At 38.4% G+C, this 26,952-nt stretch carries 21 protein-coding genes; 10 read left to right on the top strand and 11 right to left on the bottom strand.

Annotated features, from left to right (window positions below):
* Positions 1–359: 359 nt before the first annotated feature.
* From F6K40_RS18100 to F6K40_RS18085, 4 genes are all read right to left on the bottom strand, one after another.
* The gene (locus tag F6K40_RS18100) at positions 360–1,529 is read right to left on the bottom strand and encodes a transaldolase (RefSeq protein ID WP_293138266.1); all 1,170 of its coding nucleotides are present in this window, start codon (positions 1,527–1,529) and stop codon (positions 360–362) included.
* A 306-nt stretch (positions 1,530–1,835) separates the two neighbouring features.
* Positions 1,836–2,147: a hypothetical protein gene (locus F6K40_RS18095; RefSeq protein ID WP_293138264.1), complete on the bottom strand. Its 312-nt coding sequence runs from the start codon at positions 2,145–2,147 to the stop codon at positions 1,836–1,838.
* A 382-nt stretch (positions 2,148–2,529) separates the two neighbouring features.
* A complete protein-coding gene (locus F6K40_RS18090) occupies positions 2,530–2,901 on the bottom strand; it encodes a cyclic nucleotide-binding domain-containing protein (RefSeq protein ID WP_293138262.1) in 372 nt (123 codons plus the stop codon).
* Between the two features lie 271 nt (positions 2,902–3,172).
* Positions 3,173–4,807: an alpha-D-glucose phosphate-specific phosphoglucomutase gene (locus F6K40_RS18085; protein ID WP_293138260.1), complete on the bottom strand. Its 1,635-nt coding sequence runs from the start codon at positions 4,805–4,807 to the stop codon at positions 3,173–3,175.
* Between the two features lie 358 nt (positions 4,808–5,165).
* Between F6K40_RS18085 and F6K40_RS18080 the strand changes: the two genes are divergently transcribed.
* The 9 genes from F6K40_RS18080 to F6K40_RS18040 all read left to right on the top strand — a co-directional run bounded on the left by F6K40_RS18080 (position 5,166) and on the right by F6K40_RS18040 (position 15,833).
* Positions 5,166–5,627 carry a helix-turn-helix domain-containing protein gene (locus F6K40_RS18080; RefSeq protein ID WP_293138258.1) on the top strand — a complete coding sequence of 154 codons (462 nt, stop codon included), beginning with the start codon at positions 5,166–5,168 and terminating at the stop codon, positions 5,625–5,627.
* A complete protein-coding gene (locus F6K40_RS18075; protein WP_293138256.1) occupies positions 5,578–5,937 on the top strand; it encodes a hypothetical protein in 360 nt (119 codons plus the stop codon). The genes F6K40_RS18080 and F6K40_RS18075 overlap by 50 nt, the downstream gene beginning before the upstream one ends.
* Position 5,938: 1 nt before the next feature.
* Entirely contained in the window at positions 5,939–6,406 is a 468-nt protein-coding gene (locus F6K40_RS18070; protein ID WP_293138254.1) for an RNA-guided endonuclease InsQ/TnpB family protein, read from the top strand.
* A gap of 297 nt (positions 6,407–6,703) precedes the next feature.
* Complete coding sequence (locus F6K40_RS18065; protein WP_293138283.1) at positions 6,704–7,687, top strand: decaprenyl-phosphate phosphoribosyltransferase; 984 nt, start codon at positions 6,704–6,706, stop codon at positions 7,685–7,687.
* Between the two features lie 208 nt (positions 7,688–7,895).
* Complete coding sequence (locus F6K40_RS18060) at positions 7,896–8,249, top strand: hypothetical protein (protein WP_293138252.1); 354 nt, start codon at positions 7,896–7,898, stop codon at positions 8,247–8,249.
* Positions 8,246–9,721 carry a GMC family oxidoreductase N-terminal domain-containing protein gene (locus tag F6K40_RS18055; RefSeq protein WP_293138250.1) on the top strand — a complete coding sequence of 492 codons (1,476 nt, stop codon included), beginning with the start codon at positions 8,246–8,248 and terminating at the stop codon, positions 9,719–9,721. The genes F6K40_RS18060 and F6K40_RS18055 overlap by 4 nt, the downstream gene beginning before the upstream one ends.
* Before the next feature lie 4 nt (positions 9,722–9,725).
* Positions 9,726–10,793, top strand: a complete 1,068-nt coding sequence (locus F6K40_RS18050) for an NAD-dependent epimerase/dehydratase family protein (protein ID WP_293138248.1) — start codon at positions 9,726–9,728, stop codon at positions 10,791–10,793.
* Between the two features lie 923 nt (positions 10,794–11,716).
* The gene (locus F6K40_RS18045; RefSeq protein ID WP_293138246.1) at positions 11,717–12,757 is read left to right on the top strand and encodes an NAD-dependent epimerase/dehydratase family protein; all 1,041 of its coding nucleotides are present in this window, start codon (positions 11,717–11,719) and stop codon (positions 12,755–12,757) included.
* A 220-nt stretch (positions 12,758–12,977) separates the two neighbouring features.
* Positions 12,978–15,833 carry a DUF4347 domain-containing protein gene (locus F6K40_RS18040; RefSeq protein WP_293138244.1) on the top strand — a complete coding sequence of 952 codons (2,856 nt, stop codon included), beginning with the start codon at positions 12,978–12,980 and terminating at the stop codon, positions 15,831–15,833.
* 64 nt (positions 15,834–15,897) lie between these two features.
* On the opposite strand, the gene F6K40_RS18035 is transcribed toward F6K40_RS18040, so the two are convergent.
* The 5 genes from F6K40_RS18035 to F6K40_RS18015 all read right to left on the bottom strand — a co-directional run bounded on the left by F6K40_RS18035 (position 15,898) and on the right by F6K40_RS18015 (position 20,319).
* Entirely contained in the window at positions 15,898–16,269 is a 372-nt protein-coding gene (locus F6K40_RS18035; protein WP_293138242.1) for a hypothetical protein, read from the bottom strand.
* A gap of 632 nt (positions 16,270–16,901) precedes the next feature.
* Positions 16,902–17,513, bottom strand: a complete 612-nt coding sequence (locus F6K40_RS18030) for a hypothetical protein (protein ID WP_293138240.1) — start codon at positions 17,511–17,513, stop codon at positions 16,902–16,904.
* Between the two features lie 364 nt (positions 17,514–17,877).
* Positions 17,878–19,000, bottom strand: a protein-coding gene (gene prfB, locus F6K40_RS18025; RefSeq protein WP_293138238.1) for a peptide chain release factor 2 whose coding sequence is annotated in 2 segments (ribosomal slippage) — positions 17,878–18,927 and positions 18,929–19,000 — 1,122 coding nt in all. Because the reading frame shifts where the segments join, the coding sequence is not laid out codon by codon here.
* A gap of 329 nt (positions 19,001–19,329) precedes the next feature.
* Positions 19,330–20,064 carry a Bax inhibitor-1/YccA family protein gene (locus F6K40_RS18020; RefSeq protein WP_293138236.1) on the bottom strand — a complete coding sequence of 245 codons (735 nt, stop codon included), beginning with the start codon at positions 20,062–20,064 and terminating at the stop codon, positions 19,330–19,332.
* A 126-nt stretch (positions 20,065–20,190) separates the two neighbouring features.
* Positions 20,191–20,319 carry a hypothetical protein gene (locus F6K40_RS18015; RefSeq protein ID WP_293138234.1) on the bottom strand — a complete coding sequence of 43 codons (129 nt, stop codon included), beginning with the start codon at positions 20,317–20,319 and terminating at the stop codon, positions 20,191–20,193.
* 881 nt (positions 20,320–21,200) lie between these two features.
* On the opposite strand from F6K40_RS18015, the gene F6K40_RS18010 reads away from it, so the two are divergent.
* A complete protein-coding gene (locus F6K40_RS18010) occupies positions 21,201–23,129 on the top strand; it encodes an ATP-binding protein (RefSeq protein ID WP_293138232.1) in 1,929 nt (642 codons plus the stop codon).
* Positions 23,130–24,175: 1,046 nt separating this feature from the next.
* On the opposite strand, the gene F6K40_RS18005 is transcribed toward F6K40_RS18010, so the two are convergent.
* Complete coding sequence (locus F6K40_RS18005) at positions 24,176–25,048, bottom strand: PhzF family phenazine biosynthesis protein (protein WP_293138230.1); 873 nt, start codon at positions 25,046–25,048, stop codon at positions 24,176–24,178.
* 447 nt (positions 25,049–25,495) lie between these two features.
* On the bottom strand, positions 25,496–26,779 hold the full coding sequence (locus F6K40_RS18000; RefSeq protein WP_293138228.1) for a hybrid sensor histidine kinase/response regulator: 1,284 nt from the start codon (positions 26,777–26,779) through the stop codon (positions 25,496–25,498).
* Positions 26,780–26,952: the final 173 nt, after the last annotated feature.

Genomic DNA, 26,952 nt, shown 5'->3' with positions numbered 1-26,952 from the left:
CATTCGGAACGAAATCGCCCCTACTCTCTAAATTTTTTATTCTGGTTATTCTAAAGAGACATGATCAGGACTTACGCACGCATATCAAATCATACACAATCTGTAGTGGCGACTCGCGAGTCGCCACTACTAGATATGGTAGTTCTGCGTAAGTCCTGATGATATTAGACATCAGGAAGTAGGGAGCAGGAAATGTGAGGAGTAAAATGTCTCGATATACCTCTTAATCCGTATATCCGTGGCATAATCCGTGTGAGCAAACCCAACCTACGCTTATTGCACTTTTGACTTGCACCAACGATAACTTTCTAGGGACGTTCCATGGAACGTCCCTACATTGCTGACAGCTAAATGCTTACCTAAACTTTAGCTAATTCAAACACAGCTCCTAAACCAGATGCCATTTCTTCTGGAGAAATCTTTCCATCTTTATTAATATCCAGAGCATCAAATACAGCATCAGTTCCTGCCCACTCTTCGCGAGTAATGAAACCGTCACCATCTAAATCATAGATATGGAAAATATCTTCTGCTGCATGGGTGACTCCCTCTAGGCGAATTAACCGATCTGCCAAAAGTTTTTCCAATGATTCTAATGCTTTGGAGAAACCTTTAATCCCTTCATCCAACTTTTGAGATGCCATCCGATCTTCAGTGTGCATCTTATCAAAAGTTTCTTTGTCGATTGTAATTTTTTCTGCATCAGACTGAGCAGCTTTCTCAGCAGAAAGTTTAGTTGGTAACTCACCTGTTGTTGATTCTAACTCACCCAATAATCCTGGTGAAATAGTCAACAAGTCGCAACCTGCTAACTCTGTAATTTCTCCAATGTTACGGAAACTAGCTCCCATAACTTCGGTATTGTAACCAAATTTCTTGTAGTAGTTGTAGACTTTAGTTACAGACAATACACCAGGATCTTCCGCTGGAGGATAAGAATCCCGTCCAGTTTCTTTTTTGTACCAATCTAAGATACGCCCCACAAAAGGAGAAATTAAAGTCGCACCAGCTTCAGCACAAGCGATCGCCTGGTGCAAACCAAACAGTAGAGTTAAGTTGCAGTGAATACCTTCTTTTTCTAGAACTTCTGCTGCTTTAATACCTTCCCAAGTAGAAGCAATCTTAATCAAAATGCGATCGCGCGACACTCCAGCAGCTTCGTATTGAGCAATTAAATCTCTTCCCTGAGTTATTGTTGCTTCTGTATCGTAGGATAGTCGTGCGTCAACCTCTGTAGATACTCGCCCAGGAACAATTTGTAAAATCTTGAGTCCAAAAGCAACTGCCAATCTCTTAAATGCTAAATTTGCCACATCAGAAGCGGTTGCATCTGTTCCCAATTCTTGCCTTGCTGTTTTTAAAGTTTCATCCACAATTTCTTGATATTGTGGCATCTGAGCTGCAGCAGTAATTAATGAGGGATTAGTAGTTGCATCCCGTGGCTTAAATTTTTCAATTGCTTGAATATCGCCTGTATCAGCAACCACGATGGTTACTTCTCGTAGTTGTTCGAGCAAATTTTTAGCCATTTGTTTCTCCTTTTGAGAATAAGTTGCTTATTTCTATTTTAGTCTATAACTGCTGCTTCATAAAATTGATATAAAATGTCACAATTCGTGACATTCTGTTAATATTTACTTCTTGCTTCTACGGTAACTGTCGGCAGCACAACCTCCACAGGGATTAACGGTAACACCCACCGCATCTCTCCAACGGAGGTTCCATGGAATGCCTACAGCTCAATTCATTGTCCATCAGAACTTAGTCTTAAAACTTTATTTAGCTTCTGGCTACTACAACATATATTTTCAGACTAGGAAATAGGAGATAATTTTCTATTGTTTTCCATACAAATCTTCATTCAAACCCATGTCTGATACTATACCTTGAGCGTGAACTAACCTATCTGCAGCAGAGAGAACATCATTCAGAGCGCCAAAAAAAGATATCTTCTGAGCAAGTAATTTCATTTCTTCAGTTACTTCTCGCTCTTTTTCGATGTTATCTGAAGCTCCTATTTGTTTTCTAGTCTCTCCTTGTATTACTTCATAGTAGGCTTGAGAATTTTGAAAGTATTCATGTAGTTCAGTTACCAACTTGGCAACTGAATAATTGTCAATGTCTAATTCTGGCTTTTTTTTGCTCATTCGGAGGAATTGAAATAAACTACAATCCTACTATTATATCAGAACCAGCTTTCAGCTCATCATCGACTAGATTAAATTTAGATATGTTGGATTTTTATTTTACTTTTAAAGATTAAGATATCATATTAACTTAAATATTTTTGTGTTCTAACGTACACTATCCATTTCAGCTATCAGCTATAAGTTTTCAGTTTTATGTAACTCTAGGTGAATTAATTAGGAAGCAAAGAAAATCTTTATCCCTTTGTAGAGTGCCAGATAGCGACACAGCCAAGGAGAGATTTAAAATCTTTTTTTTTTGTTAAGAAACTGACCAGTATAATTTTCCTAATATTTATGAAATTTATAGAAAATTATTTAACAACGGCCTTAACAATAATCATTATAAAGAAAGTTTTAAGCGACGCAGGCGATCGGAATAACTTCTAATTACATAAAGAGCAAACATAGGTGTTTCTTGGACTGCAAATAAAAATCTTTCTTGGTCAAGATAAGCTAATGTACATCCTGTTTTAGCAATAGCAGTAGAAGCGCGAGTATGGTCTTCATGTACTAATGCTCCTTCTCCAAACACATCACCTGTTTTTATTGTTTCAATAACTTGACCATTGACAAATAACTCAACCACTCCTTCAACAATTCCATACATTATATTACCTTCCTCTCCATCTTCAAAAATCTTATCTCCTGGTGCAAAAATTTTTTGTTCTGGTTGTTTCTGAAATAAACTTACAGTTTTTGCTGGTTCTAACATAACTTATGTAACTCCTATATCAATTCAATTAAGTAGTTGTGCGTTTAGGAATTTCCTAGTTGAGATACGGAACAAGGAAGACTTAACAATGATAGTGGATAATGAAAACTATCTCTAATAGACATCTCCAGAAAAGAGGGAGTAGGGAGTAGGAAGTAGAGGGAAAGAATTAATGTTTTCTACCCAATAATTGACTTGATTTTTTATTTTTGGAGATGTCTAATTATCAATTATCCATTATCAATTATCCATTATCCATTATCCATTAAATTTAGGTAATTACAGTTGGTTTTTCCCTACCTGTAAGATTCTTAATTTGAGCAATTTCATCTGCCAAACTAATTAGAGGAGATAAAGCTTTCTGAGTATCTTCGTCTTGCTTACTAACATCTGGTTCATAACTTTCAACATATAAACGTAGAGTTGCTCCTTGAGTCCCTGTACCTGAAAGTCGGAACACAATGCGAGAACCATCAGTAAAACCAATACGAATACCCTGTTTCTGACTCACGCTACCATCTATTGGATCTGTATAGCTAAAATCATCAGCATATTTTACCTCATATTGACCATATTGTTTTCCTGGCAAAGAAGGTAATAGGGAACGTAAATTATCCATCAAAGTATTAGCCTTATCACTTTCTACCCCTTCATAGTCATGGCGAGAATAATAATTCCGACCGTAAGTTTTCCAGTGTTCCTTAACAATATCTTCCACTGACTCTTGTCGTACTGCCAAAATATTCAACCAGAAAAATACTGCCCAAAGTCCGTCTTTTTCGCGTATATGATTAGAACCAGTACCAAAGCTTTCCTCACCACAAAGAGTTGCTTTATCCGCATCTAATAAATTACCAAAAAATTTCCAACCAGTGGGAGTTTCATAACAGTCCAAACCCATTTTCTGTGCTACTCTGTCTGCTGCTGCGGAAGTTGGCATCGAACGAGCAATACCTGCTAAACCAGAACTATATCCAGGAACTAACTTAGCATTAGCAGCCAATATTGCCAAACTATCGCTAGGAGTAACAAAGAAATTTTTTCCTAATACCATGTTGCGATCGCCATCCCCATCAGAAGCAGCACCAAAGTCAGGAGCATTATCACCAAACATGATTTCTACCAAGTCGTGAGCATACACTAAATTAGGATCGGGATGCCCACCGCCAAAATCTTCTAAAGGCATACCATTTTTGACTGTACCTGCGGGAGCGCCTAACCGTTGCTCAAAAATGTCTTTAGCATAAGGTCCCGTCACAGCGTGTAATGAGTCCATACACATCCCAAACTTACCAGACTTTAGCAGTTCCGATATTTTGCCAAAATCAAACAATGATTCCATCAACTCAGCGTAGTCTGCTACAGAGTCAATAACTTCTACAGTCATTTCTCCTAACTTCTGACTACCCAGTTGGTCTAAATTAATATCTGTAGCTTCGATAATTTTGTAGCTATCTATAACTTTACTGCGCTCATAGATGGCACTTGTCACTTTTTCGGGAGCGGGGCCACCATTACTAATATTGTATTTAACACCAAAGTCCTCTTCAGGTCCACCTGGATTATGACTTGCAGAAAGGATTATACCACCAAAGGCGTTATTTTTACGGATGATGCAGGAAGCAGCAGGAGTAGAAAGAATCCCTCCTTGACCCACTAACATTCGGCCCACTCCATTAGCGGCAGCCATTTTCAGAATTATTTGAATTGCCTGACGGTTGTAATAGCGACCATCACCACCAAGCACAAATGTTTGACCAGAAAAATTTTCTAGACTATCAAAAATAGACTGAATAAAGTTTTCTAGATAGTGGGGTTGTTTAAAAGTTGGCACTTTTTTACGCAGTCCAGAAGTGCCTGGTTTTTGGTCGCTAAATGGTTTGGTTACAACTGTTTGTATATTCATGGTTTATAGCAATTGAATTTAGAATTTAGAATTCTGTTAACAGGCTTTTGCACCAAATATGGCACTAATAGTAGAATTTAGAATTGAATTAATTAATCTCTTCTGAATTCTGACTTCTGTTCTAACTTTTACAACAAATATGGCACGTTAGAAAAATTAATTTTTTAGTGTTGAGTAAATGTGCTTATTATTAAGATGAGGTTAACTCCCCCGGCGGGAAGTCCCGCGCTCTCCATCCCCCCTAACCCCCCTTGGAAAGGGGGGAGGGGAGCGTCGGGATGAAAGCCGGGCGTGTGAGTGTGTGGTTTGTCGTTATTTTTGATATAATAGGTAAAGTAGAAATAAAGGTCGATATTATATGCTACTGAAATATAAGTACAAGCTCAAACCACATAAAAGACAAGCAGTGATTATATTGAGTTGGTTAGAATTAGCCCGAAAGCAATATAACTATCGTTTAGCTGAAAGGTTGAACTGGTTTGAAGCAACGCGCACACCAGTGAATGCTTGTCCACTTAATGTTTCAGTAGTAGGGACGTTGCATGCAACGTCCGTACACCGGATTTATCAAAATATCCCAGAATTTAGAGTACAAACACGGGACGGTAGAAAAAAGGACAGTAATGGTAATCCAATAACCAAGAAAGGGGATAAGTATCCGAATTTAGTCAATGGTTATGTTTTGTGGGAGACTGTTCAACTGGCAGATTTAGCACAAACTAAAAAACTCTTCCCTAAGTATAAGTCTATCCACTCCCAGGTATTGCAGGATGTCATCCAAAGAGTACAAAGAACAATGGATAACTTGTGCCTTATCTGACAAAAACGGTAAAACCAGTGGTAGACCTAAATTCAAAGGGAGGCATTACTATAACTCTTTTAGTTATCCTCAACTATCAAATGCAAATATTGTCAAAAATGCTAACGGTCGTTGCTGTGTCAATCTACCCAAAATTGGTTTAGTCCCTTTTGTGTATAATCGCCCAATACCAGTAGGATTCAAGGTTAAGACAGGTACTGTAATTAGAGAAGCGGATGGATACTATATCAGCTTAACTATAGAAGACAAAACCACACCTGTAGAGGTTGTAGAAATTCAACCCACCGAACAAAATTCATGCATGTATTGACTTGGGATTATTACACTATGCTGTTACATCTGATGGCGAGTTTATAGAAGTTCCTAAATTTTTCAGGCTCTCTGAGCGTCGCTTATCTAAACTACAGATGAGATTGGCTAAGAAACCAAAGCATTCAAAACCTTGGAAAATTCTCAAGGGAAAAATAGCCAGACTACATCAACTAATAGCTAGACAAAGATTAGACTGGCAATTCAAATTAGCTTATCATCTGTTTAGTGATGTAAGTATTATTTTCATTGAAGACTTGCAGATAGCTAATTTAGTTCGACGTTGCAAAGCCAAATTAGGTGACAATGGTCAATTCTTACCGAATGGTCAATCAGCAAAGTCAGGATTAAATAAGTCTTTGCAAGATGCTGCTTTGGGTCAATTTATTCAAGTTTTAGAGTATGTAGCTTGGAAACTGGGTAAGCGAGTTGTAAAAGTAGACCCAAAAGGTACGTCTCAGCATTGTTAGGAGTGTCTAAATAAAGTTTCTAAAAGTTTGTCGGAACGTTGGCATTCATGCCCAGAATGTGGCCAGGAATTAGATAGAGACTATAACTCAGCACTTCTAATACAAAAAATAGGATTGTTATCAACACAGGAGGAGGACATCACTTCTGTTAAAACTGCGGTCAGGGCCTCCTTGGCTGAAGAATTCCGCGCTCTCCCGTAGGGGAGCGTCGGGAGTATGTCAAGACAATATCAATTATTGTTCATTTATTATTGTTTGCAATGTTAAACTTGAAACAATGAGTATGGTTTGAAAATAATGACTTGTAATTGTAATCTTGATTTCAAGAATGGGACATTGAAAGCTTATTTGATGTCATTAAGACCTAACCAGTGGACAAAAAACTTATTGGTCTTCGCTGCACCACTTTTGGCTTTTCAGATCAATCTAAGTTCTTTTTCCTCTACTCTCATAGCATTCTGCCTATTTTGTCTAATATCTAGTAGTTTTTACCTGTTAAACGATGTAAAAGATCTAGAGTCAGATCGTCAACATCCAGTTAAATGCAATCGCCCGATTGCAGCGGGGTATGTCAGTGTGCCCATCGCTGTAGCTATGGCCAGTTTTTTTATATTAGTATCCCTTGGTTTTAGCTGGTTTTACAACTCATCCTTGGGAGCAGTGCTTACCTGTTACTCTCTGATCCAGGTTGCCTACAATCTAAAGCTTAAACAAGTGCCACTATTGGATATCGCTTGTATTGCTAATGGCTTTGTTTTAAGAGCTTGCGCTGGCTTTGTTGTCACCCACACATATCCCTCCCCATGGTTTTTGATATTTATAGCAATGCTTGCCCTGTTTTTGGCGATCGAGAAGCGTAAGGCAGAGTTACAAATGTTGCAAATCCAAGGAAAAATCGGTACCCGTGAGGTTCTCAAATTATATTCCTTACCACTGCTCAATCGCATGGAAAGCATTGTCGCAACTGGGGCAGTTATGAGCTATGCTATTTGGTGTTCTGGCTGGAATAGCAGTTCTGATTCTTGTGGCGTACAAACTCCTTGGACGATCCTTACTTTGCCGTTTGTGCTTTACGGTATCTTCCGATATCAGCTCTTAGGTGACTCCCCAGCAGAGGTTGATCAGGTACAAAAACATCCCGAACACCTCAAGGTAGACAATCAAAAGACAGAGGTTCCTGATCGCATTTTACTGTCTGACAATCACATTAAATATACAATAATTGCTTGGCTAATAACATATACTTTGATACTCTGGCTCAACAGTCTAGGTCTTATTTAGTTATACCGTTTCACGGAATTCATGCATTCAAAACTCAAAAGTAAAATGAATTATTATCAATAGATTATTAATTATACCTTCCTGTTCCCTATAGAAACTAATATACCTCTCCAAAAATCAAAAGTAAAATGAATTATTATCAATAGATTATTAATTATACCTCCCTGTTCCCTGTTCCCTGTTCCCTCTTTGATCGAGATGTCTAATAATGAATTTTGAATCAACTATATCTGCACTTTGTTACACATTTATTAATAAACACTCAGACAAACATCAGTCTATGTTACACTTCCCTAACAATCAAGTTGTTGAGTTTGTCAGATCGCAACATAGAAATATGCCTGATTACCTAAAACTACCACTGTTTATCCTCACAGCTATTTTTGATTTGTGGTCAATCATTAGACGAGGAAAAAGGTTTCATCAACTTCCACCGACTATCCGAGGACATCAGATTGCAGCTTGGAAAATGTCACCCCTAAGAGTTTGTCGTGACCTGATGCGATTTTACGAAAGCTTAACTATATTCAGTTATTACGCGAGCAAGGAAAAATTGACATGACAGTATGCGAACATAACATTCTCACCGAGCCAGATACTGCTCTCAACTGCGAAGTTGCTATTGTTGGCTCTGGTCCAGGGGGTGCCGTTACTGCTGCAACCCTTAGTAAAGCTGGACTGGACGTTTTACTTATTGAAGAAGGTCCTTATTTGCCCTTAGAATCATGTGCCCCCTTTTCTCAACAAGAGATGGTGCAAAAATATCGGAATCGCGGCCTTACCGTTGCCTTTGGCGCTCCTAAAATTCAGTACATTGAGGGAAGGTGTGTCGGTGGTGGCAGTGAAGTCAATAGCGGACTCTATCACCGCACTCCCTCCGATGTTTTGGCTCACTGGCGAGAAAAATTTCAGGTGCAAAATTTGACACAAGCAGAGCTTGAACCTCACTATGAAGCCTGCGAAAATGCCGTTAGCATTAGCTACCTACCTGGTAAACCCTCCCTAGCTTCTCTAAAATTGCAGGAAGGCGCAACTCAGCTTGGATGGCAATCCCAGGAAGTACCCCGTTGGTTTAAGTATGAGTCAAATAACGACTCCAGTGTTCCCCTCAAAGGAACTAAGCAATCTATGACGAAAACTTATGTGCCTGAGATGCTACGCACAGGGGGGAAAATTCTAGCCAACACTAAAATTAAAATTATCCGTCGCCAGGGCGATCGCTGGATTCTACAGGGACGTTATACCAATAGCTCCTCTTCATACCAAATTAAGATAACTGCCAAAACAGTTTTTATTGCTGCTGGAGCAGTACACACACCAGCACTGCTACGCCGTAGTGGCATCACTCGCAATATAGGCAACGCGCTACAGATGCACCCCACTGTCAAAGTTGTTGCTCAATTTTCAGAACCTGTTAGCTCTGCACAATTAGATGTAGCCGTCCATCAGGTGAAAGAGTTTGCACCGCAGCTAAGTTTTGGAGGCTCTATAAGTTCGCTGCCTTACCTACAGCTAGCCATGGTTGATTACCCTGAGTACGCCCAGGAGGTAAATCAGCACTGGCAAAATATGAACATCTACTATGTCTCACTGGTTGGCACAGGTAGGGGTACTGTTCGTTGCTTACCAGGATTTGACGATCCATTGGTGCGTTACAATCTGCCCTCTGATGATTTGAAGGTATTAGCTAGTGGTCTGAAAAATCTATGTCGGTTATTAATGGCTGCCAAAGCTAAAGCTCTATTTCCGCTAGTACCAAACGCAACTAGATTGACTCAACTAGCTGAGATAGATCGGCTACCCCAACAACTTCCCTCAGATACCAGTCTGATGACTGTTCACTTGTTTTCATCTTGCCCAATGGGAGAAAACCTAGACTTATGTGCTACAAACTCCTTTGGTAAAGTTCACGGACAGGAAAATCTCTATGTAGCTGATGCTAGTTTACTCTGCACTGCTCCAGGAGTTAATCCTCAAGGATCTGTGATGGCTATTGCCCGACGAAATGCTTTACATTTTTTAGAAGAAAGTTAGACCTATGAATTTTGATACACCTTTAGTTTTAGTAACGGGAGCTAATGGCTGGCTAGGATATAGTCTAGTCAAAGCACTGGTTGCAGGATTACCAGACTGTGAAGCCCTCCGACATCCACAGCAAGACCTCAAAATTCGCTGCTTTGTGTTACCAGGGAGTGATGAGAAATCTCTCAAAGCGCTTTCGAAACACATAGAAGTGGTATCTGGAGACCTGCGTAACCCAGAAGATTGCGCTCGCTTTTGTCAGGGTGCGGAAGGGGCGATTTTATTTCATACAGCAGGAATAATTCATCCCCAAAAAACTGATGAATTTTATCAGATCAACGTTAGGGGAACTGAGAATCTTCTGGCATCTGCTCATCGTGCCTTGGTTAAACGAGCAGTGGTTATGTCTTCTAACTCTCCCTGTGGTTGTAATCCTCATTCTGACCATCTATTTGATGAAACCTCTCCCTATAATCCGTATATGGGGTATGGACGATCTAAAATGCAGATGGAGTTAGCCATTAAGACATTTTTTGATGCTGGAAAACTTGAAACCGTTATTATCCGTGCGCCTTGGTTTTACGGTCCCTATCAGCCACCACGGCAAACACTGTTTTTTGAAATGATTAGAACTGGCAAGTGCCCAGTTGTTGGTGATGGTAACAATTTGCGATCGATGGCTTATACTGATAATCTCTGTCAAGGGATGATTTTGGCAGGGATTACTCCCGCAGCTAAGGGGGAAACTTATTGGATTGCAGATGAGCGACCTTACACGATGAATGAAGTGGTTGACACCGTTGAAAATCTCTTAGAAACGGAATTTAATCAAATTTGTCGCCACACACGTCTGAAATTGCCGAGTTTTGTGAGTGAACTCGCCCTGTTAGTAGATGGGAGTTTGCAAGCAATAGGGGTTTATCAACAGAAAATTCATGTACTTTCTGAAATGAACAAAACCATTGCCTGCTCAATTGTTAAAGCGGAACGAGAGCTAAATTACCAACCTATGATTGACTTAAAAGAAGGAATGCGTCGTAGTTTGAAATGGATGTTTGATAACAAGAATACAACTGCTTCTTGAGTAGGGGAGTAGGGGAGTGGAGGAGTGGGGGAGTGGGGGAGTAGGGGAGTAATTTTTTTGCCTGACTTTTGCCCGAAATACTAACTTTTTGGGCGTTGCTGAATTAAGGGATGAATATTTAAGTGGGAACGGGCAAGATGCCCATTCCACAAAATTATTAAAATCATCCCACATTTATGCAACCCCACTTTTTGAGCATGAAGATCTGAAAACCAGCTATTTTTCAAGACCATTAAAGGCTAATATAAAATCTGGTTGAACAGTCGTCATTGCGACGATAGGAAGCAATCTCAGGGGATCGCGGAGATTGCTTCCTTCCACGAGTGACACTAGCAATGACGCAGACTATAGTAATTATGTTGAATGTTATTTATTCAGGACTTATATAGAATCCGATTATATAATATATGTTCATAATTCTATCTAGACTTTAATATTCAATCTGCCCATCTCTCTATCAATAATCTCCCCCAAATATAGAATTACAGCACTTTTTAGGATGGTGAGGTACATTAGAAGACTAATCTTTCTTGCCTATCTACTAAAGCAATAAAAATTTGTACCTCACGCACCTCCGAAACTGCTGTAAGTCTTCAACCTGAAGGGTTGGAAAACTCACTGAGGGGTTAGACCCCAAACTGCAACGTTATAGTTATTGAAATTTTTGGATGATATAGAATCCGGTTATACAATATATGATGTTCATAATTCTCGGAGTTGACTTCAATATTCAATCTTCCCTACTCCCCCAATCCCTCGCTCCCCTACTGCCAAAACTATATAATAAGTATTCAACCAAATTTGATATTACGCACATAAACCCAGAAACCGGGTTTTTTCGTAGATATTTATTGCCAAAACAACGATTTGTCCTAAAAACCCGGTTTCTCTGCCTAAGTCCTATTATTTATTGAGGTAAAATTATGAATGTTATGTCTTCTGCTTTGGTAACTGGTGGCTCTGGATATTTTGGATCACTGTTGGTAAAAAAACTACTTGAAAAAGGGATATCTTGCAGTATCCTAGATATAATTGATGCACCCGATCGCCCCTCCAATGTTCAGCTATTCCAATGCGATATTCGAGATGCTGAAGCAGTCAAAGCTGCCTGTAAAAATGTAGATGTAGTTTACCACAGCGTTGCACAAGTTCCACTAGCTAAAAATAAAGAATTGTTCAACTCTGTAAATATCCAAGGAACTGAAAATATTTTAGCAGCAGCACTAGCAAACGGTGTTCAAAAAGTTGTTTATACCTCATCTAGCTCAATTTTTGGAATACCTAAGAAAAATCCTGTCACAGAAACTGACATACCTAAGCCACTAGAAGCTTATGGTAAAGCTAAACTAGAAGGTGAGCATCTGTGCAAAAGGTATATTGAGCAGGGATTAGATATTTCAATAGTGCGCCCACGCACCATGCTCGGTCATGGTCGTCTGGGAATTTTTCAAATTCTGTTCGAGTGGATTCGCCAAGGCTATAATGTACCAGTTCTGGGAAAAGGTGGGAATCTTTATCAATTTGTTCATTCTGACGATCTTGCTGAAGCGTGTATTTTAGCAGCAAATCGTCCCGGGTCTGAACTTTACAACTGTGGTACAGACCGCTTTGGTACGATGCGAGAGCTTCTAGAAGCACTTTGTCAACACGCCAAAACTGGCTCCCTAGTTAAAGGAGTACCAGCTAGACCGACTATTTGGGCGATGAAGGCAACGACTGCTTTAGGGATTTCTCCTTTGGGAATGTATCATGCCATGTTATACGGTGGAGAAATGTATTTTGATATTTCCAAAGCTAATACAGAGCTGGGTTGGCAGCCACAATATTCTAATAGTGAAATGCTGATCCAGAGCTATGAGTGGTATTTAGCTAATCGCGCAACTGTGTTAACCTCTAGTGGTGGCAGTCCTCATCGCTCTGCAGTCAAACAGGGAGTGTTGAATGCAGTAAAGTGGATTCTTTAGCTGAATGTCTAGCTCGAAAAATATAAAACTTTAATAAAGAAAAACCTGGTTGCAGTCGCATAAGTGTTAGTATTAGAAGTTACGCAAATTTTTAGACAACACGCTATTCCTACGAGGGCGAATGCCATTCGCCCCTACATCTGGTGTATATTTTCATATTTTGCGTAAGTCCTGAGTATGCTTATGCTTTTTTCTTGTACTTGAAAAGCCGTATAAAATTATGAATCAAACTCAACTATTATTCATCGACTCCAAGGTAGAAAATTATGATCGCCTCATCTCACAGGTTCACCCTCAGACAAAAGTAGTTATCCTACAACCAAATCAAAATGGTATAGATCAAATATCTCAAAGTCTAGGTGAATGTTTTGATGTGAATACAGTTCATATTATTTCTCATGGCGCAAAAGGTGCTTTGTCTCTGGGAAACAGTATCCTGAAAAACGACAATATTCATCTATATGTTGAGAGTATTCAGCAGTGGGGTAAATATTTGTCTGCTGATGGGGAAATATTAATTTATGGTTGTCAGGTAGCAAGTGGTAAAGAAGGTAAAGAATTTGTCCGACAACTACATCAACTCACAGGAGCAAATATTGCTGCCTCGGAAACACTGACTGGAAATGTTAACAAAGGTGGAAACTGGTATTTAGAAGTAATATTCGGTCAACTCAAGTCAGCATTAGCATTTACACCGGAAGTTAGAGCGAATTATGTCGGGGTATTGGCAAATATTGTGGTGGATACTACTAATGATGTAGTAGATGATAGTGATGGTGTGACTTCTCTGCGGGAAGCAATTATTGAAGCTAACAGTACCCCAGAAAATGATACAATTCAACTGACAGCAGGAGCAACTTATGATTTGACTATTTCAGGCAGTGATGAGGATGCTGCTGCAACAGGAGATTTAGACATTCTTGCTGGAGGTGGAGAAATAACAGTTATTTCTGAGGGAGAAGAACAAGCTGTTATTGATGCAGGAGGTGAAACTGGAATAGGCGATCGGGTGTTTCATGTTTTATCAGATGCTGCTCTACAATTGGAAAATATCGAGGTAACTGGTGGGTTTGTAACTAATGGTTCTGGTGGAGGAATTTCCAACTCAGGTACAATTAGTATCAACAACAGCACTATTAGTGGTAATTTAGAAGATTTTTTGAGTGATGGTGGTGGAGGGATCTACAACACAGGTACAGCTAATATCACCAACAGCACTATTAGTGACAACTCAGCATTTTATGGTGGAGGGATCTACAACACAGGTACAGCTAATATCAGCGACAGCATTATTAGTGGTAATTTTAGTAATACTGCTGGTGGAGGCATCTTAAACCACTATGGCACCGTTACTATTAGTAACAGTAATATTAGCGGCAATTCGGCAGATTTTGACGGTGGAGGCATCCAAAACTCAGGTACAGCTAACATCAGCGACAGCACTATTAGTGATAACTCAGCAGGTGTTGGTGGAGGCGCTTCAAACTTATTAGGCACAATTAGTATCACTAACAGCACTATTAGTGGTAATTCAGCTTCCAACGGTGGTGGTATAGGCAACTTCTCAGGTGGTTTTGAAAGCGACTCAGGTATAGCTAATATTAACAATAGCATTATTAGTAATAATTCAGCAGATACAGCAGGTGGTATCTACAACTCAAATACAGTCAATATCAGCAACAGCGTTATTAGTAACAATTCAGCAGAACGTCGTGGTGGTGGCATTGACAACTTAGGTACAGTTAGTATCATTGACAGCACTATTAGTGATAATTCAGCTAACCGTGGTGGTGGTATCAGAAACTCAGATGGTACAGCTAGTATTAGCAATAGCACTATTAGTGGTAATTCAACATTTTTTTATGGTGGAGGTATCTACAACTTAGGTGCTACAGCTATTGTTAACAACAGCACTATTAGTGGTAATTCAGCGTCCAACGGTGGTGGAGGCGGTATCGGCAACCTTGGTGTAGCTAGTATTAGCAATAGTACCATCACTAATAATGAAGCTCCTTCAGACTTAGGAAGTGGTATTTTCCAAAAAGCAGCATCTATTTACATTGATGAGAATAATGGTAACTACACCTTTTACGCCAATGCCACTGTAACCTCTAGCATTATCTCTGGTAATATTAACAGTGACGTTGACTCTGTAGAAAATGATAATACTCTTACCAGTGGCGACAATAATCTTATTGGTACAGGTAACGCTATCAATGACTTCAATGGTAACAACGACCAAACAGGTCTTACCAATCCTCTACTTGGAGAATTAGCTGACAATGGTGGTTCCACATTGACCCATCTACCTCTTCCCAATAGTCCTGCCATTGATGTAGGCAGTAATCCCAACAACCTTGATACAGACCAACGGGATGAACTAAGATTTGTAGGCAGTGCAGTTGATATCGGTGCAGTAGAAGTGCAAGCTACACAAATTACTGGTACTCCTGAAAATGAAATTATCAATGGTACAAATGAAAACGATACCATTACAGGTTTAGCAGGTAATGACACTATAGATGGTCGTGGTGGTGATGACCAAATTATTGGTAGTCGAGGTAATGACTTCCTCTTTGGCAAAGAGGGAAATGATACTCTCCAAGGTCGTCTCGGCAACGATCGCCTCTTTGGTGGTAATGGTGACGACTCTCTCCTTGGTGGTCAAGGTCGCGATCGCTTCAGCGGTGGTGCTGGCGACGATACTCTTACTGGAGGAGCAGGTATTGACCGCTTTATTTTCAATACCAATCAAGAATTTACTCCTGAAGATGTGGGAGTAGATACCATCACCGACTTTGTTCCTGGAAGGGATATAATTCTGCTGAATAAAAGTACATTTACAGCGATCGCTAGTGACTCAGGAACAGGTTTTAGTTTAGATGCGGAATTTGCCGTAGTTACCAATGACTCTGATGCCGAAACCTCAGTAGCAGTAATTGTTTACAACAGGATCAACGGCCAATTGTTCTACAATGTTAATGGTACAGAAGCCGAATTTGGTAGTGGTGGTCAATTTGCTAATCTGGCTAATGCTCCATTTATTGGTGAGGATAGTTTCTTCCTGAGAGAATAATGAATAGGGAAAGATCAGTAGGAGCATCTTGCTCCTCTTTTTCCCCTACTCCTTATTCCCTCTTTTATGGATTATTTTCAATACTACCTGTAGCCGAAGCAGGGGTATCACCAGCAGTATTCTGTGGTTGTTGTATAAGTTGCTTTTGTTTATTGCGGAACTGTGTTGCTGCGTCATTTAGACTGTCACGTTGTTCGAGCATATACTCCTTCATATTCCGGTTATCTCCCAGTCTGGAGTTATGAATAATATCGAACATATCTATCCCGCCTGAACCAGTGAAAGGATCGGGATTATCTATTGTTTGTAAATCCTGTAAAGGATTAGCTGTATTATTTTCATAAGATTGAGCCAAACTGGGCTGAGGCAGGAAAATGGTGATTATTCCTGTAGTTAAGGTGCTGAAAAGAATTTTGGTGAAAAATTGGACAGACATGATAATGTAGTGTTTTGTTTTTTTAGGGAACTTTTAAATAGAAGTTTACTAAATATATCGAAAATTACCTATAATATCAAATCCGGTTAAACAGTTATAGATTGCTTCAGTCTTGATTGAGTCAGGAGTCGTAGGGGCGATTTCGTTCCGAATGCTGTCGCTTTCCGCGTAATTAGGAGCATGACAAATGGAAATCGCCCGTACAGGAGTCAGGAGGGTAGAGAATTACAAAGATTTAGTAGTTATGACGATTTGAGATTTTTTTTATGTCCAATCAAGCGGATTTGGTATAATTTGAACACCTATAGAATCTGTACTGGTTTGAATATTAGACCTCTCCGGAAAAGAGGGAACAGGGAACACTTAACTCTTAACTGGAAGAAGTAATTGATAATTTCTGGATAAGAATTGATTCTATTTTTAATTTTCACGCCTATGTCTATTAGAGTCAGAATAAATAGCTTTGATGTTATTCTTAGTTCATAAATTTACGAAACTGCTGTATAGCAGTCGAAGCAAAGGTTAGGACAGTTATAAATCCTGTTTGCGCAGCATGACCTAGGAAAAACCCTTTGATAGTATGCTGCTCCCTGTTCCCTGTTCCCTGTTCCCTTTTCAAGTAGCGCTATATCTCAACAAATAGGTTGTTTTCCTGGTTTGACAGCATGAACATACTCACTACCAGAATCAGGCCAATCTCTGCGATAAGCTGCTAACTCTGGTTTTCCCCATCCCAACTGTAACAGCATCTCCAGAAAATTTGATTTTTCCCACTTCAGCATATTTGCCCATTCTGTACGTTGGGCGATCGCTTCAACCTCCTGTATTTCTATTGAGCGAAATTCTCGACCATGACTTATGCTTAAATATAAATCCATCCCTACTATCACTTGGTTCCAGAAGTCTAACACAGAAGCCTTTGCTGCCTGCAAAATTTTTAAGTCATCCGATAAAGCAATTAACTGTTCATGCACCACAGGAAAAATAATAGTTTTCTCATTAACCGTCACTTGTCGCCACACAATACCAGAGACCAAATATTCTCTTTGGTAGCGATGAATAGCAGCTTTAAAATCTTGATAAGCAGTAAACTTTTGGAAAGCCTCTGGTTTGAGAAATTGGTCAACCACTGGGTTTCCAGTACGAGGAGTTGCAGCCAAATTAAGACGTTGGCCTTGTATACAAGCTCGCCGCTCTGCAGCTAAGATATCTATTAGCTCAATAGTGCTGTAGACCTTTGACATGAGGACATATTATTGTCAGGGTTGGATAAAATGTCTTTATTTTGACACACTTTTAGCTAGGGAGTAGGAAAGTTTGGGTAGTCGGTGGACTGGGAATATAGGGAAATAGCAATCAAATATAGCACTCAGGACTTACGCAAAAAATGGAATTATACACCATGTGTAAGGGCGAATGGCATTCGCCCCTACTAGATATGGTGGTTCCGCGTAAGTCCTAGCACTATTATTTAGAAATAATATAATTTTTTCAGCTTTATTACTACCGCAGGCATTCTCACTCTTCTCAAATTTAGTCCATACAGCAAATGTAGGGGCGAATGGCCATTCGCCCCTACGGACTTAAGCTAGATCACTGAAACCTAAATTAAGCAGACTGACTTTCTACCATTTGATTTTCCTGGCGTAAATAAGCTTCAATAAATTGGTCTAACTCACCATTCATCACATCTGTAATGGCAGTAGTCTCTTCCTGAGTCCGTAAATCTTTGACCATCTGATAAGGATGAAAAACATAGTTACGAATTTGATTACCCCAAGCAGCTTCTACCATATCACCACGAATTTCACCAATTTCTTGGGCGCGTTGCTCTTGAGCTATTACCAGTAACCTAGCTTTTAGTAATGTCAAAGCTTTCTCCTTATTTTGTAACTGACTCCGCTCTTGGGTACAACGCACAGCAAGACCAGTTGGAATATGAACTACTCGTACCGCTGTCTCTACTTTATTCACATTTTGACCACCCTTACCACCAGCACGAGAAGTAGTAATTTCCAAATCCTTATCTGGAATATCCAACTCTACAGAATGGTCTAATATCGGCATCACTTCCACACCAGCAAAACTGGTTTGTCGTTTGCCATTAGCATTAAAAGGTGAAATTCTGACTAAGCGATGAGTACCTTTTTCTGTCTTTAGATAACCGTAGGCGTAGCGACCAATAATTTCTAAAGTTGCAGACTTAATACCTGCTTCGTCTCCCTCAGAAATTTCGGCCAACTGCACCTTATATTTGTGGTCTTCTCCCCAGCGAGTATACATCCGCAGCAACATATCCGCCCAATCTTGAGCATCTGTACCTCCTGCACCAGCATTAATAGTGACAACTGCTCCATTTTGGTCATAGAGACCGGATAATAATTGCTGCAACTCCCATTGATCTAACTCGCAGTTGAGATTAGAAATTGTCAAATTCGCTTCTGCAAGTAAAGATTCATCTGTTTCTAGTTCCAATAACTCAACGATCGCCCTAGTATCTTCCAGATTATTTTGCCATTGTTGATATTGCTGGAGATGAGACTTCAGATCGTTAAGTTCTTGCAGAGTATTTTGTGCCGTCGTTTGGTCTTCCCAAAATTCTGGTTGAGCTGCAATTTGTTCTAAATCTTGGATTTTTGCTTTTAGTGCCGGAATGTCAAAGATAGTCCTGGGTTGTTCCCAGGCGAGAGGACAAATTTTCTATTTCTCGTTTAATGTCTAATACTTCCATGGCGATCGCCTCCTAATCAAAAAAGTCTTTGTTTGTTGTTGTGTTAACTGCACTCCGAATATATCTGCCGGCACGGTTAACGCTAAAACGCACAATTATTAGTGTTTGACAAAGATCGTATTACAACTTACCAAATTTTAGCCATAAATACAGACCCTAAAAGTTTGGCACTAAATTTAGCTGTGTCAGTCTACTACAACTAGAATTACTGGTAGTAACCTAGAAAGTTCTAGGTTTTAGGGAAAATACCAAAAGTAGGGGTTTGGTTACCAAACCCCCACTACAGAATAGCAGAGTTATTTCATCAAATGCTCACTGCTATCAATAACCTAGTCGCGACCACCACTACTAATGGCAATTAAAAGTCGCAGAATAAATACGAAGAGATTGATGTAGGTTAAATACATTGAGAGAGCTGCAGGAATATACTGATCGTCCCGATAAGTACGGGGCAAAATGTAAAAATCTACTACTGCAGCACCAGCAAATAAAAATACACCAATGCCAGAAATACCTATTTCTAACCAACCTGCTGTATAAATACCGAAAAAGCTAAAAATAACTTGGCCGACAACTGCTACCAATAGAGCCATTATTCCCAGGCTGACAGTCTTTGTCAAGGCCATGCCATCTTCTTCGGACAGATTAGACCCTATTTGACGAGCTGCAATAAAGGTGACACCACAACCCAGGGCAGCAAAACCTACTCCTCCAATACCTACTCCTTGGGTACTTAAAGCTACAAATACTAAACCACTCAGGGTATATCCAGATAGCAAGCTATAAGTAGCTAATAAAGGTAGAGCTACATTGTTATTGCCCCGTTCTGCAATTCCACGGGCAACAAAAAATAAGACTAATTCTGCCACTAAGGCTATCCAGAATGTAGTCATAAATAGACCAGGGTTAGAGCTTAAGACTCCTAGACCACCAAATGTACCTAATGCTGTGAGGATTAGGCCACCCCCTACAAATGGTAAAGCATTAGCAATCACGTTTGGGCCAACTAAGGATTGCTTTTGGGCCTCACGCATTGCTTGACGGAAATTACTGGTATTAGCCATGATAGTTTCTCTTAGTTAATCAAAAAGGATTTCTACATATACATCTTAAATTGTGACACCTGAGTTTATTTTGTGCAGATACCAGATTACCGACTATTTGTAAATAATTACAGAATGATTCTTGTTTTAAAACTTAATTGTTTTTTTACGATTAGCGATCGCTGTTTTATAATCGTTGCTGCCGAGCAAAGGCAAAATATCAATAATATCATGTATCGTAAAAAACTTTTGCAAGAGGTCTAAATCTTTAGACATTTCGCTGGGCAATATGAAACACAGAGCATAGCGTTAGCTGTATCGCTTCATGTTAACTGCTTTAGGACTGTGGAACTTCTACTTGATGGGTGCAACCCATAATTGGACAATTTTATTTTCCTATAAATTACGAGATTATAACAGAAAATGCTTGTTTGACAGATTCAAAACTCGATCAACTTATCAAACAAGTTTAGTTGCACCGCTGATACTACTATCTTTTCAAACTTTCTTTGATAAATGTGATATACCACCTAATGATCCATCCCATACTAACAGCTTGATTTTTCATTAACTGTGAGTTCGGATAGCCTCATCCAGGGATTTTTTTTGATTCAAAGTCCCGTTTAATAACTGAGCTTGTCTTACTAAAATTACTATTTATTTAATTTCCTATAATATGATTTTATTACATACTTTTGTCAACTCAACTATCAGCTACAAAAAGTGTTATAGATCGAGCCCCCCTTTTTTGGGTCTGCTTTATAAACATCTTTATACTTAATACTTAACATAAACATAAAGTTTGACAAAATAGACATATTATGTATAAGTCTGGGGGCTGCTTTTTAGGAGAAAAAATGTAATTTGGAATACATTTTCTTGAGAACCTTAAGTAGTTTTGCTTACTTATCTAGACTGTTTCTCCCTGCTCCCCACAAGGGTTTCAGGAGTTCCTGATCAGGGATAGCTTTTAGTGGGAGGCTTTATACCCAGGTTTCCGGTAATGGTACCCTGCTTACTTCAACCTAAAAATCTAAATTTTCCTGTTTTTTCCAATAGGTTAAGTATGGTTGAGGTCTGTTTATATCCTATCCGCTCTTGTTTTTCAGACTATGCAGTAGTTCTAGTACCTAAAGCTTTGTTGTAACTGATAAACTATGCTTGTTCAAGAATCAAACCAACTTACTCTTAACTCCAGTTTGGCCAATCTCCCTAGCCATAACTTTCAAGTTAATAAAATGACTTTAGGTAAGGTTGTCAAGGATGAATTTGATAACCATCCAACACTTCCAGGAGTCCTGATTACAGACCAGCCAAAAATCATTGGCATGATTTCTAGAAGTAAATTTTTTGAGTGGCTCAGTCATGGCATTTACCTCAACAAACCGATTGTAATAATGTGGGAAAAAATTAGGGAGATGTCCCGGGTGAATTTCGATCTGGAGAGTTGTCCAATTGCACCTCTATTGCTACTCACTGAAGTTTCTACCATTAATCAAGCAGTAGAACTAGCTCTCAAACGACCTGAAAATTTTACTTATGAGCCTGTTATCATCTTATATCCCAATGGTAACTGGAAGTTAATGGACATCAAGATTTTGCTCAGAGCTCAATCCCGGTTGTTTGAACTGGCCCAACAAGCTGCTGATAATGCCAATCGAGCTAAAACCGAATTTCTGGCCAACATGAGCCATGAACTACGAACTCCCCTCAATAGTGTCATTGGTTTTGCTCAGATTCTCAGGAATACTTCTTTGGAATCTGAACAACAGGAATATTTGAAGATTATCAACGACAGTGGAGAACATTTATTATCTTTGATTAACAATATTTTGGAATTGTCTAAAGTTGAAACTGGTCAAATTAACCTTGATGAGACAGATTTTGACCTCCACAGTTTGCTTCAAGATGTACAAGATATGTTTTATGTGAAGCTTCAAGAAAAAGAGCTTGAGTTTATATTAGAATCAGATTCCGATTTACCCCAATATGTTTCTACTGATGAGGGTAAGCTGCGACAAGTGTTAATTAATTTGATTGCTAATGGAATTAAGTTTACTCAAAAGGGGAAGATAATTTTAAGAGCTAAAGTTGAGAACCAAACTCCAACAGATAATCAATATCAACTGCATTTAGAAGTAGAAGATACAGGTCCTGGTATTTCTTCAGGAGAAGTAGATAAGTTATTTTTGCCTTTTGAGCAAGCGACTTTAGGACGTAAAATTAGACAAGGTACTGGATTAGGTTTAGCTATTACTCATAAGTTTGTTACGTTAATGGGGGGTAAGATTAGTATTAGGAGTCGCCTTGGTGTAGGGACTTGTTTTCAACTGTGGATTCCCATTCGTCTGAGTTTTAGTGAAGTTATTATTGAGAGGGGAACTAGGAAAAAGGCGATCGCTTTAGCTCCCGGGCAACCAAACTATCGTGTCTTAGTGGTAGATGATGAAACTGATAATCGTCTACTATTGTTAAATTTACTGAAATCAGTGGGATTTTCTGTGCAGGAAGCTAGTAATGGACAAGAAGCGATCGATATTTGGTCTGCATGGGAACCTCATTTAATTTTAATGAATTTGCGGATGCCACAGATGAATGGATATGAAGCTACCAAACAGATTAGACAATGGGAATTAAAGTTAAATAAACAAAGTTTTTTTACTAAAATTATTGCTCTGACTGCTAGTGTTTTTCAAGAACATAAAGAGTTAGTGTTGGCATCTGGTTTTGATGAGTACATGATCAAACCTTTTGATGTGGAGGATTTATGGCAGAAAATTAGCTTTTGTCTGGGAATAGAGTTGATTTATGAAGCAGTGCTGGAGGTAAATGATAAGGGACTAAAAAAGATAATTTGTGGTCAACAACAAACGACTTCAGCAGATTTTTCAGTAGTTTTCAAAGATATGCCTTCTCAATGGTTAGCGGAACTTTATGAAGCTTCTACTCAACTGCGAGGTAAAAAAGTGATGCAACTTATTCAAGATATTCCACCAGAAAAAGCTAATCTCGCTGTTCAACTGCAAACTTTTGCAGAAAATTATCAATTTGAGGAGATTGTTAGATTACTGAATTATCTTAATTAGGGTTTGCGCTCAAAAGTCTTTTAGTAGGGGTAGGAGTCAGGAGTCAGGATTCAGGAGTCAGGAGTCAGGAGAGATTGGAATTTAGAGGAGGTAGGAGTAATATCATGTCCGGTTGAATAGTTATAAATAAAAATGGAGGAGTAATGAGTAATGAGTAATGAGTAATGAGTTATGAGTTATGAGTTATGAGTTATGAGTTATGAGTAATGAGTTATGAGTTATGAGTTATGAGTTATGAGTTATGAGTTATGAGTTATGAGTTATGAGGAGGGAATTTTAAGCTATAAATGAAGAGAAAGTTTTTTGGTCGCGTAAGCGGAAGGTCGTTCTATCACGCTCTTATCCGGACATGATATAAGAATTGTCAGAGTGATTTTTCCGCGATAGTCAGCCCAAAATACTAGCTTTTTGAGCATTTTTAACTGAAAACTTGGCATTTTGTAAAGGCTATAAAAAAACTCAAACCTTTATATATCAATGCTTTTATAATTAATCAGCAAGCCATAATTAAATTAAAACTCTAACTTCTGCACTGCCCTTCTTTCCTTAAGAAATGCGATCGCAAAGACCGTGAATGTTTGTGGATGAGTAACCGCAGAAGGTCGAGCGTGGAAGGTAGGGATGTTGCATACAACAGTAGTATCGGTATAAAAAAGTGTAGAAACCGGGGAAAGTATCAAATTCCCTAGAATACTAACATCAACCTCTCACAAACCCGGTTTCTTACAGCAGTTTTCATTTGCTTAAACCACAGTAGGGACGTTCCATGGAACGTCCCTACAAGATTCTGGTTGTGACAATGTAGTTCATCAATATGAAAAGCGCTCTATAATGCTCCAAACAATTGTGTGGTGTAAAATATAGATGTTTCTCGGAAACTGATAGCTGTTAAGGTAGTTTCGATCTAGGAAGGTAACCGATCGCTGAATGCTTAGATATTAACAGGACTTACGCAATCCCTACCAAGAAACCGGGTTTCTTGTTTGATTATTGTCTCTCAAACCACTAAGCTTTGTTGATAAACCCGGTTTCTGCGTAAGTCCTAATTAAGTAACAAATTTTCCTTGAGCAACCATCACAACATTTCCACCTACAAATACTTCTATTTCCTCTGCTTTTTTCTCAGCTTTTAACAATAATAAAGATGGTCGATTAATTTCATATCCTTGTTCTACTCTAATATCAATTTTGCTCTGATTAAAATAATTATACTCAGCTAAATATCCTGCTAAACAACCATTCGCACTGCCCGTTGCTGGGTCTTCAGTAATTCCTAAATAGGGCGCAAACATTCTCACACTTAAATCGTCAATATCTTTGTATGTTTCTCGGCAAAATATCAAAATTTCTGTCACTTTTGTTGTTTGAATAAACTGATAATATTTATCCAAATTTATCTTGGCTTTTTTCAAAGCTGCCAAAGTTTTGAAAGGTACAATTACAAAAGGTATCCCTGTTGAAACTTCCTGAATAGGAAATTTTATATCTATATCAGCTAGCTCTACATTTAATACTTCTGCTAAAGTTTTAATTTCATGTTTTTGAGCAAAAGTCGGTACATTTTGACGCATCCATAAAACTTCACCTTTCCAACTCACAGGAATTTGTCCGACTGCCAGATTTAAAACTACTTGATCAACCAGATTTTTAATAATTTCTCGCTGAATAATGTAGGCAGTTCCTAAAGTTGGGTGCCCCGCAAAAGGCAATTCTTTAGTGGGGGTAAATATTCGCACATCATAACCACCATTTCGTTGTTCAGGAGAGAGAATAAAAGTAGTTTCTGAATAATTCATCTCTCTAGCAATTTGTAACATTTTCTCATCTGAGAGATTAGCTACTTCAGCACCAGTAAATACAGCTAATTGATTGCCAGTATATTTAGTTTCAGCAAATACATCTACAATGTAAAAATCCATAATATTATTTTTAGGGAATAGGGAATAGGGAATAGGGAATAGGGAGTAGGGAGTAGGAAACAAGGGGAAACTTAAAAAATATTCTCAATTAAACACAAGAAAATTTTTTTTTCTTATGGCTAATTAATGAAACTTGATCTAATATCAAATCCGCTTGCTTCGGAGCTTTATAAGAAACAGGACTTGATATAAGATAAAACCCAATTATACAATCTACAAAGGAATTAGTATCTAAAGAGTAACATAAGAATGAAATTGGTAATCAGCTAACCTTAGAGTTACTTGATTCTTTGCAAAAGCTAAATGGGAGCTAGCTGAATGCTTACGACTTTTGACTTTCTTTATTCTCACTTTTGAATTTTCAATTTATTCTTATGTGACCGAATATGCTGTGAATTTTGAATTTATTTATTCTCACTTTTGAATTTTGAATTTTGAATTTTGAATTTATTCTATTGGTAATTCCAAAATAAATTCTGACCCCTGGTTTAAAGCTGACTCACAGCAAAGTTTACCATGATGATTTTCTACCACAATTTTATGAGTAATAGACAATCCTAAACCTGTACCTTTAGCTACAGTTTTATTGTTGACAACCTGATCGAAAACTGTTCTCCTAGCTTCTTCTGACATTCCCACACCGTTGTCTTTAATAATAATAATTACTTTTGTTTTATCCTGATTCATTAAAGTCTGAATAATAATTTTAGGCTCAACTTTAAAATGAGAAAAACCTATTTTTTTACCAAACTCATTAATAGCATCAATAGCATGAGAAATTAGATTCATAAATACTTGATTTAATTGTCCGGGAAAACATTCAATCTTAGGCAAATCTCCATATTTTTTGACTACTTCAATCGCTGGATGATACTGATTAGCTTTTAGACGATGATTCAGAATTAATAGAGTATGATCGATATTTTCATGGATTTGAAAACTAGCTTTTTTACCAAATGTTCGTAAAGAGGAACTAAGGTATTTTATCCTTTCTGAACTTGCCATCATCGCAGTGATCATATTAGGTAAATCTTGACTTATGAAATCTAGATCGATATCTTCAGCACTTTTAATAATTTCTGCCACAGGATTAGGGTAATTTTGTTGATAAAGAGATAAATGCTGGAGCAGATTTTTAATATAGGTTTCCATATGATAAGAATTACTATGAATTGAACCAATGGGATGATTTAATTCATTGGCTATTCCAGCCATTAATTCTCCTATTTCTGACATTTTTTCAGTTTTAATTAGTTGTGTTTTAAATGTTATTTTTAACTGTTCTAAAGCTTGAGTAAGTTCATTAGTTTTATTAGCTACTTCTTTTTCTAGATTCTTTCTTAACTGTTCTAAATGTATATGAGTTTTTACTCTAGCAAGAACTTCAACTGCTTGAAATGGTTTAGTAATATAATCTACTGCTCCCAATGTAAAACCTTTGACTATACTTTCACTGTCTGAAAGAGAAGTCATAAAAATTACTGGAATGTGTTTCGTTTCTGGATTTTCCTTTAACCTTTTACAAGTTTCAAATCCATCAATACCAGGCATTTGTATATCCAGTAAAATTAAATCGGGTAAGTCATAGGAAATTTGCTTGAGCGCTCGTTCACCGCTAATTGCTGTGCTAACTTCATACCCTTCGTCAGTTAAAGTTTGAACTATTGCTTTGAGATTAGCAGGAACATCATCTACAACTAAAATGTATTCTGAACTGAGTGTGCTTGTCATTAGACATCTCCGAAAAATATATAGACTTTTTATCAAAGTAGGGAACAGGGAACAGGGAACAGGGAACAGGGAACAGGGAAGATATTTTCAGTAAAAATGTACAGAAAATGATTTGATCAGGAAATTTTACAACTCTAGTTTATGGTAAATAAAGGGCAAGTTTATTTTCTGGA

The organism is Okeania sp. SIO3I5 (assembly GCF_010672085.1).
Lineage (GTDB): Bacteria > Cyanobacteriota > Cyanobacteriia > Cyanobacteriales > Microcoleaceae > Trichodesmium.
The sequence above is the reverse complement of the archived record's forward strand: the minus strand, read 5'-3'. Positions and strand labels throughout refer to the sequence as shown.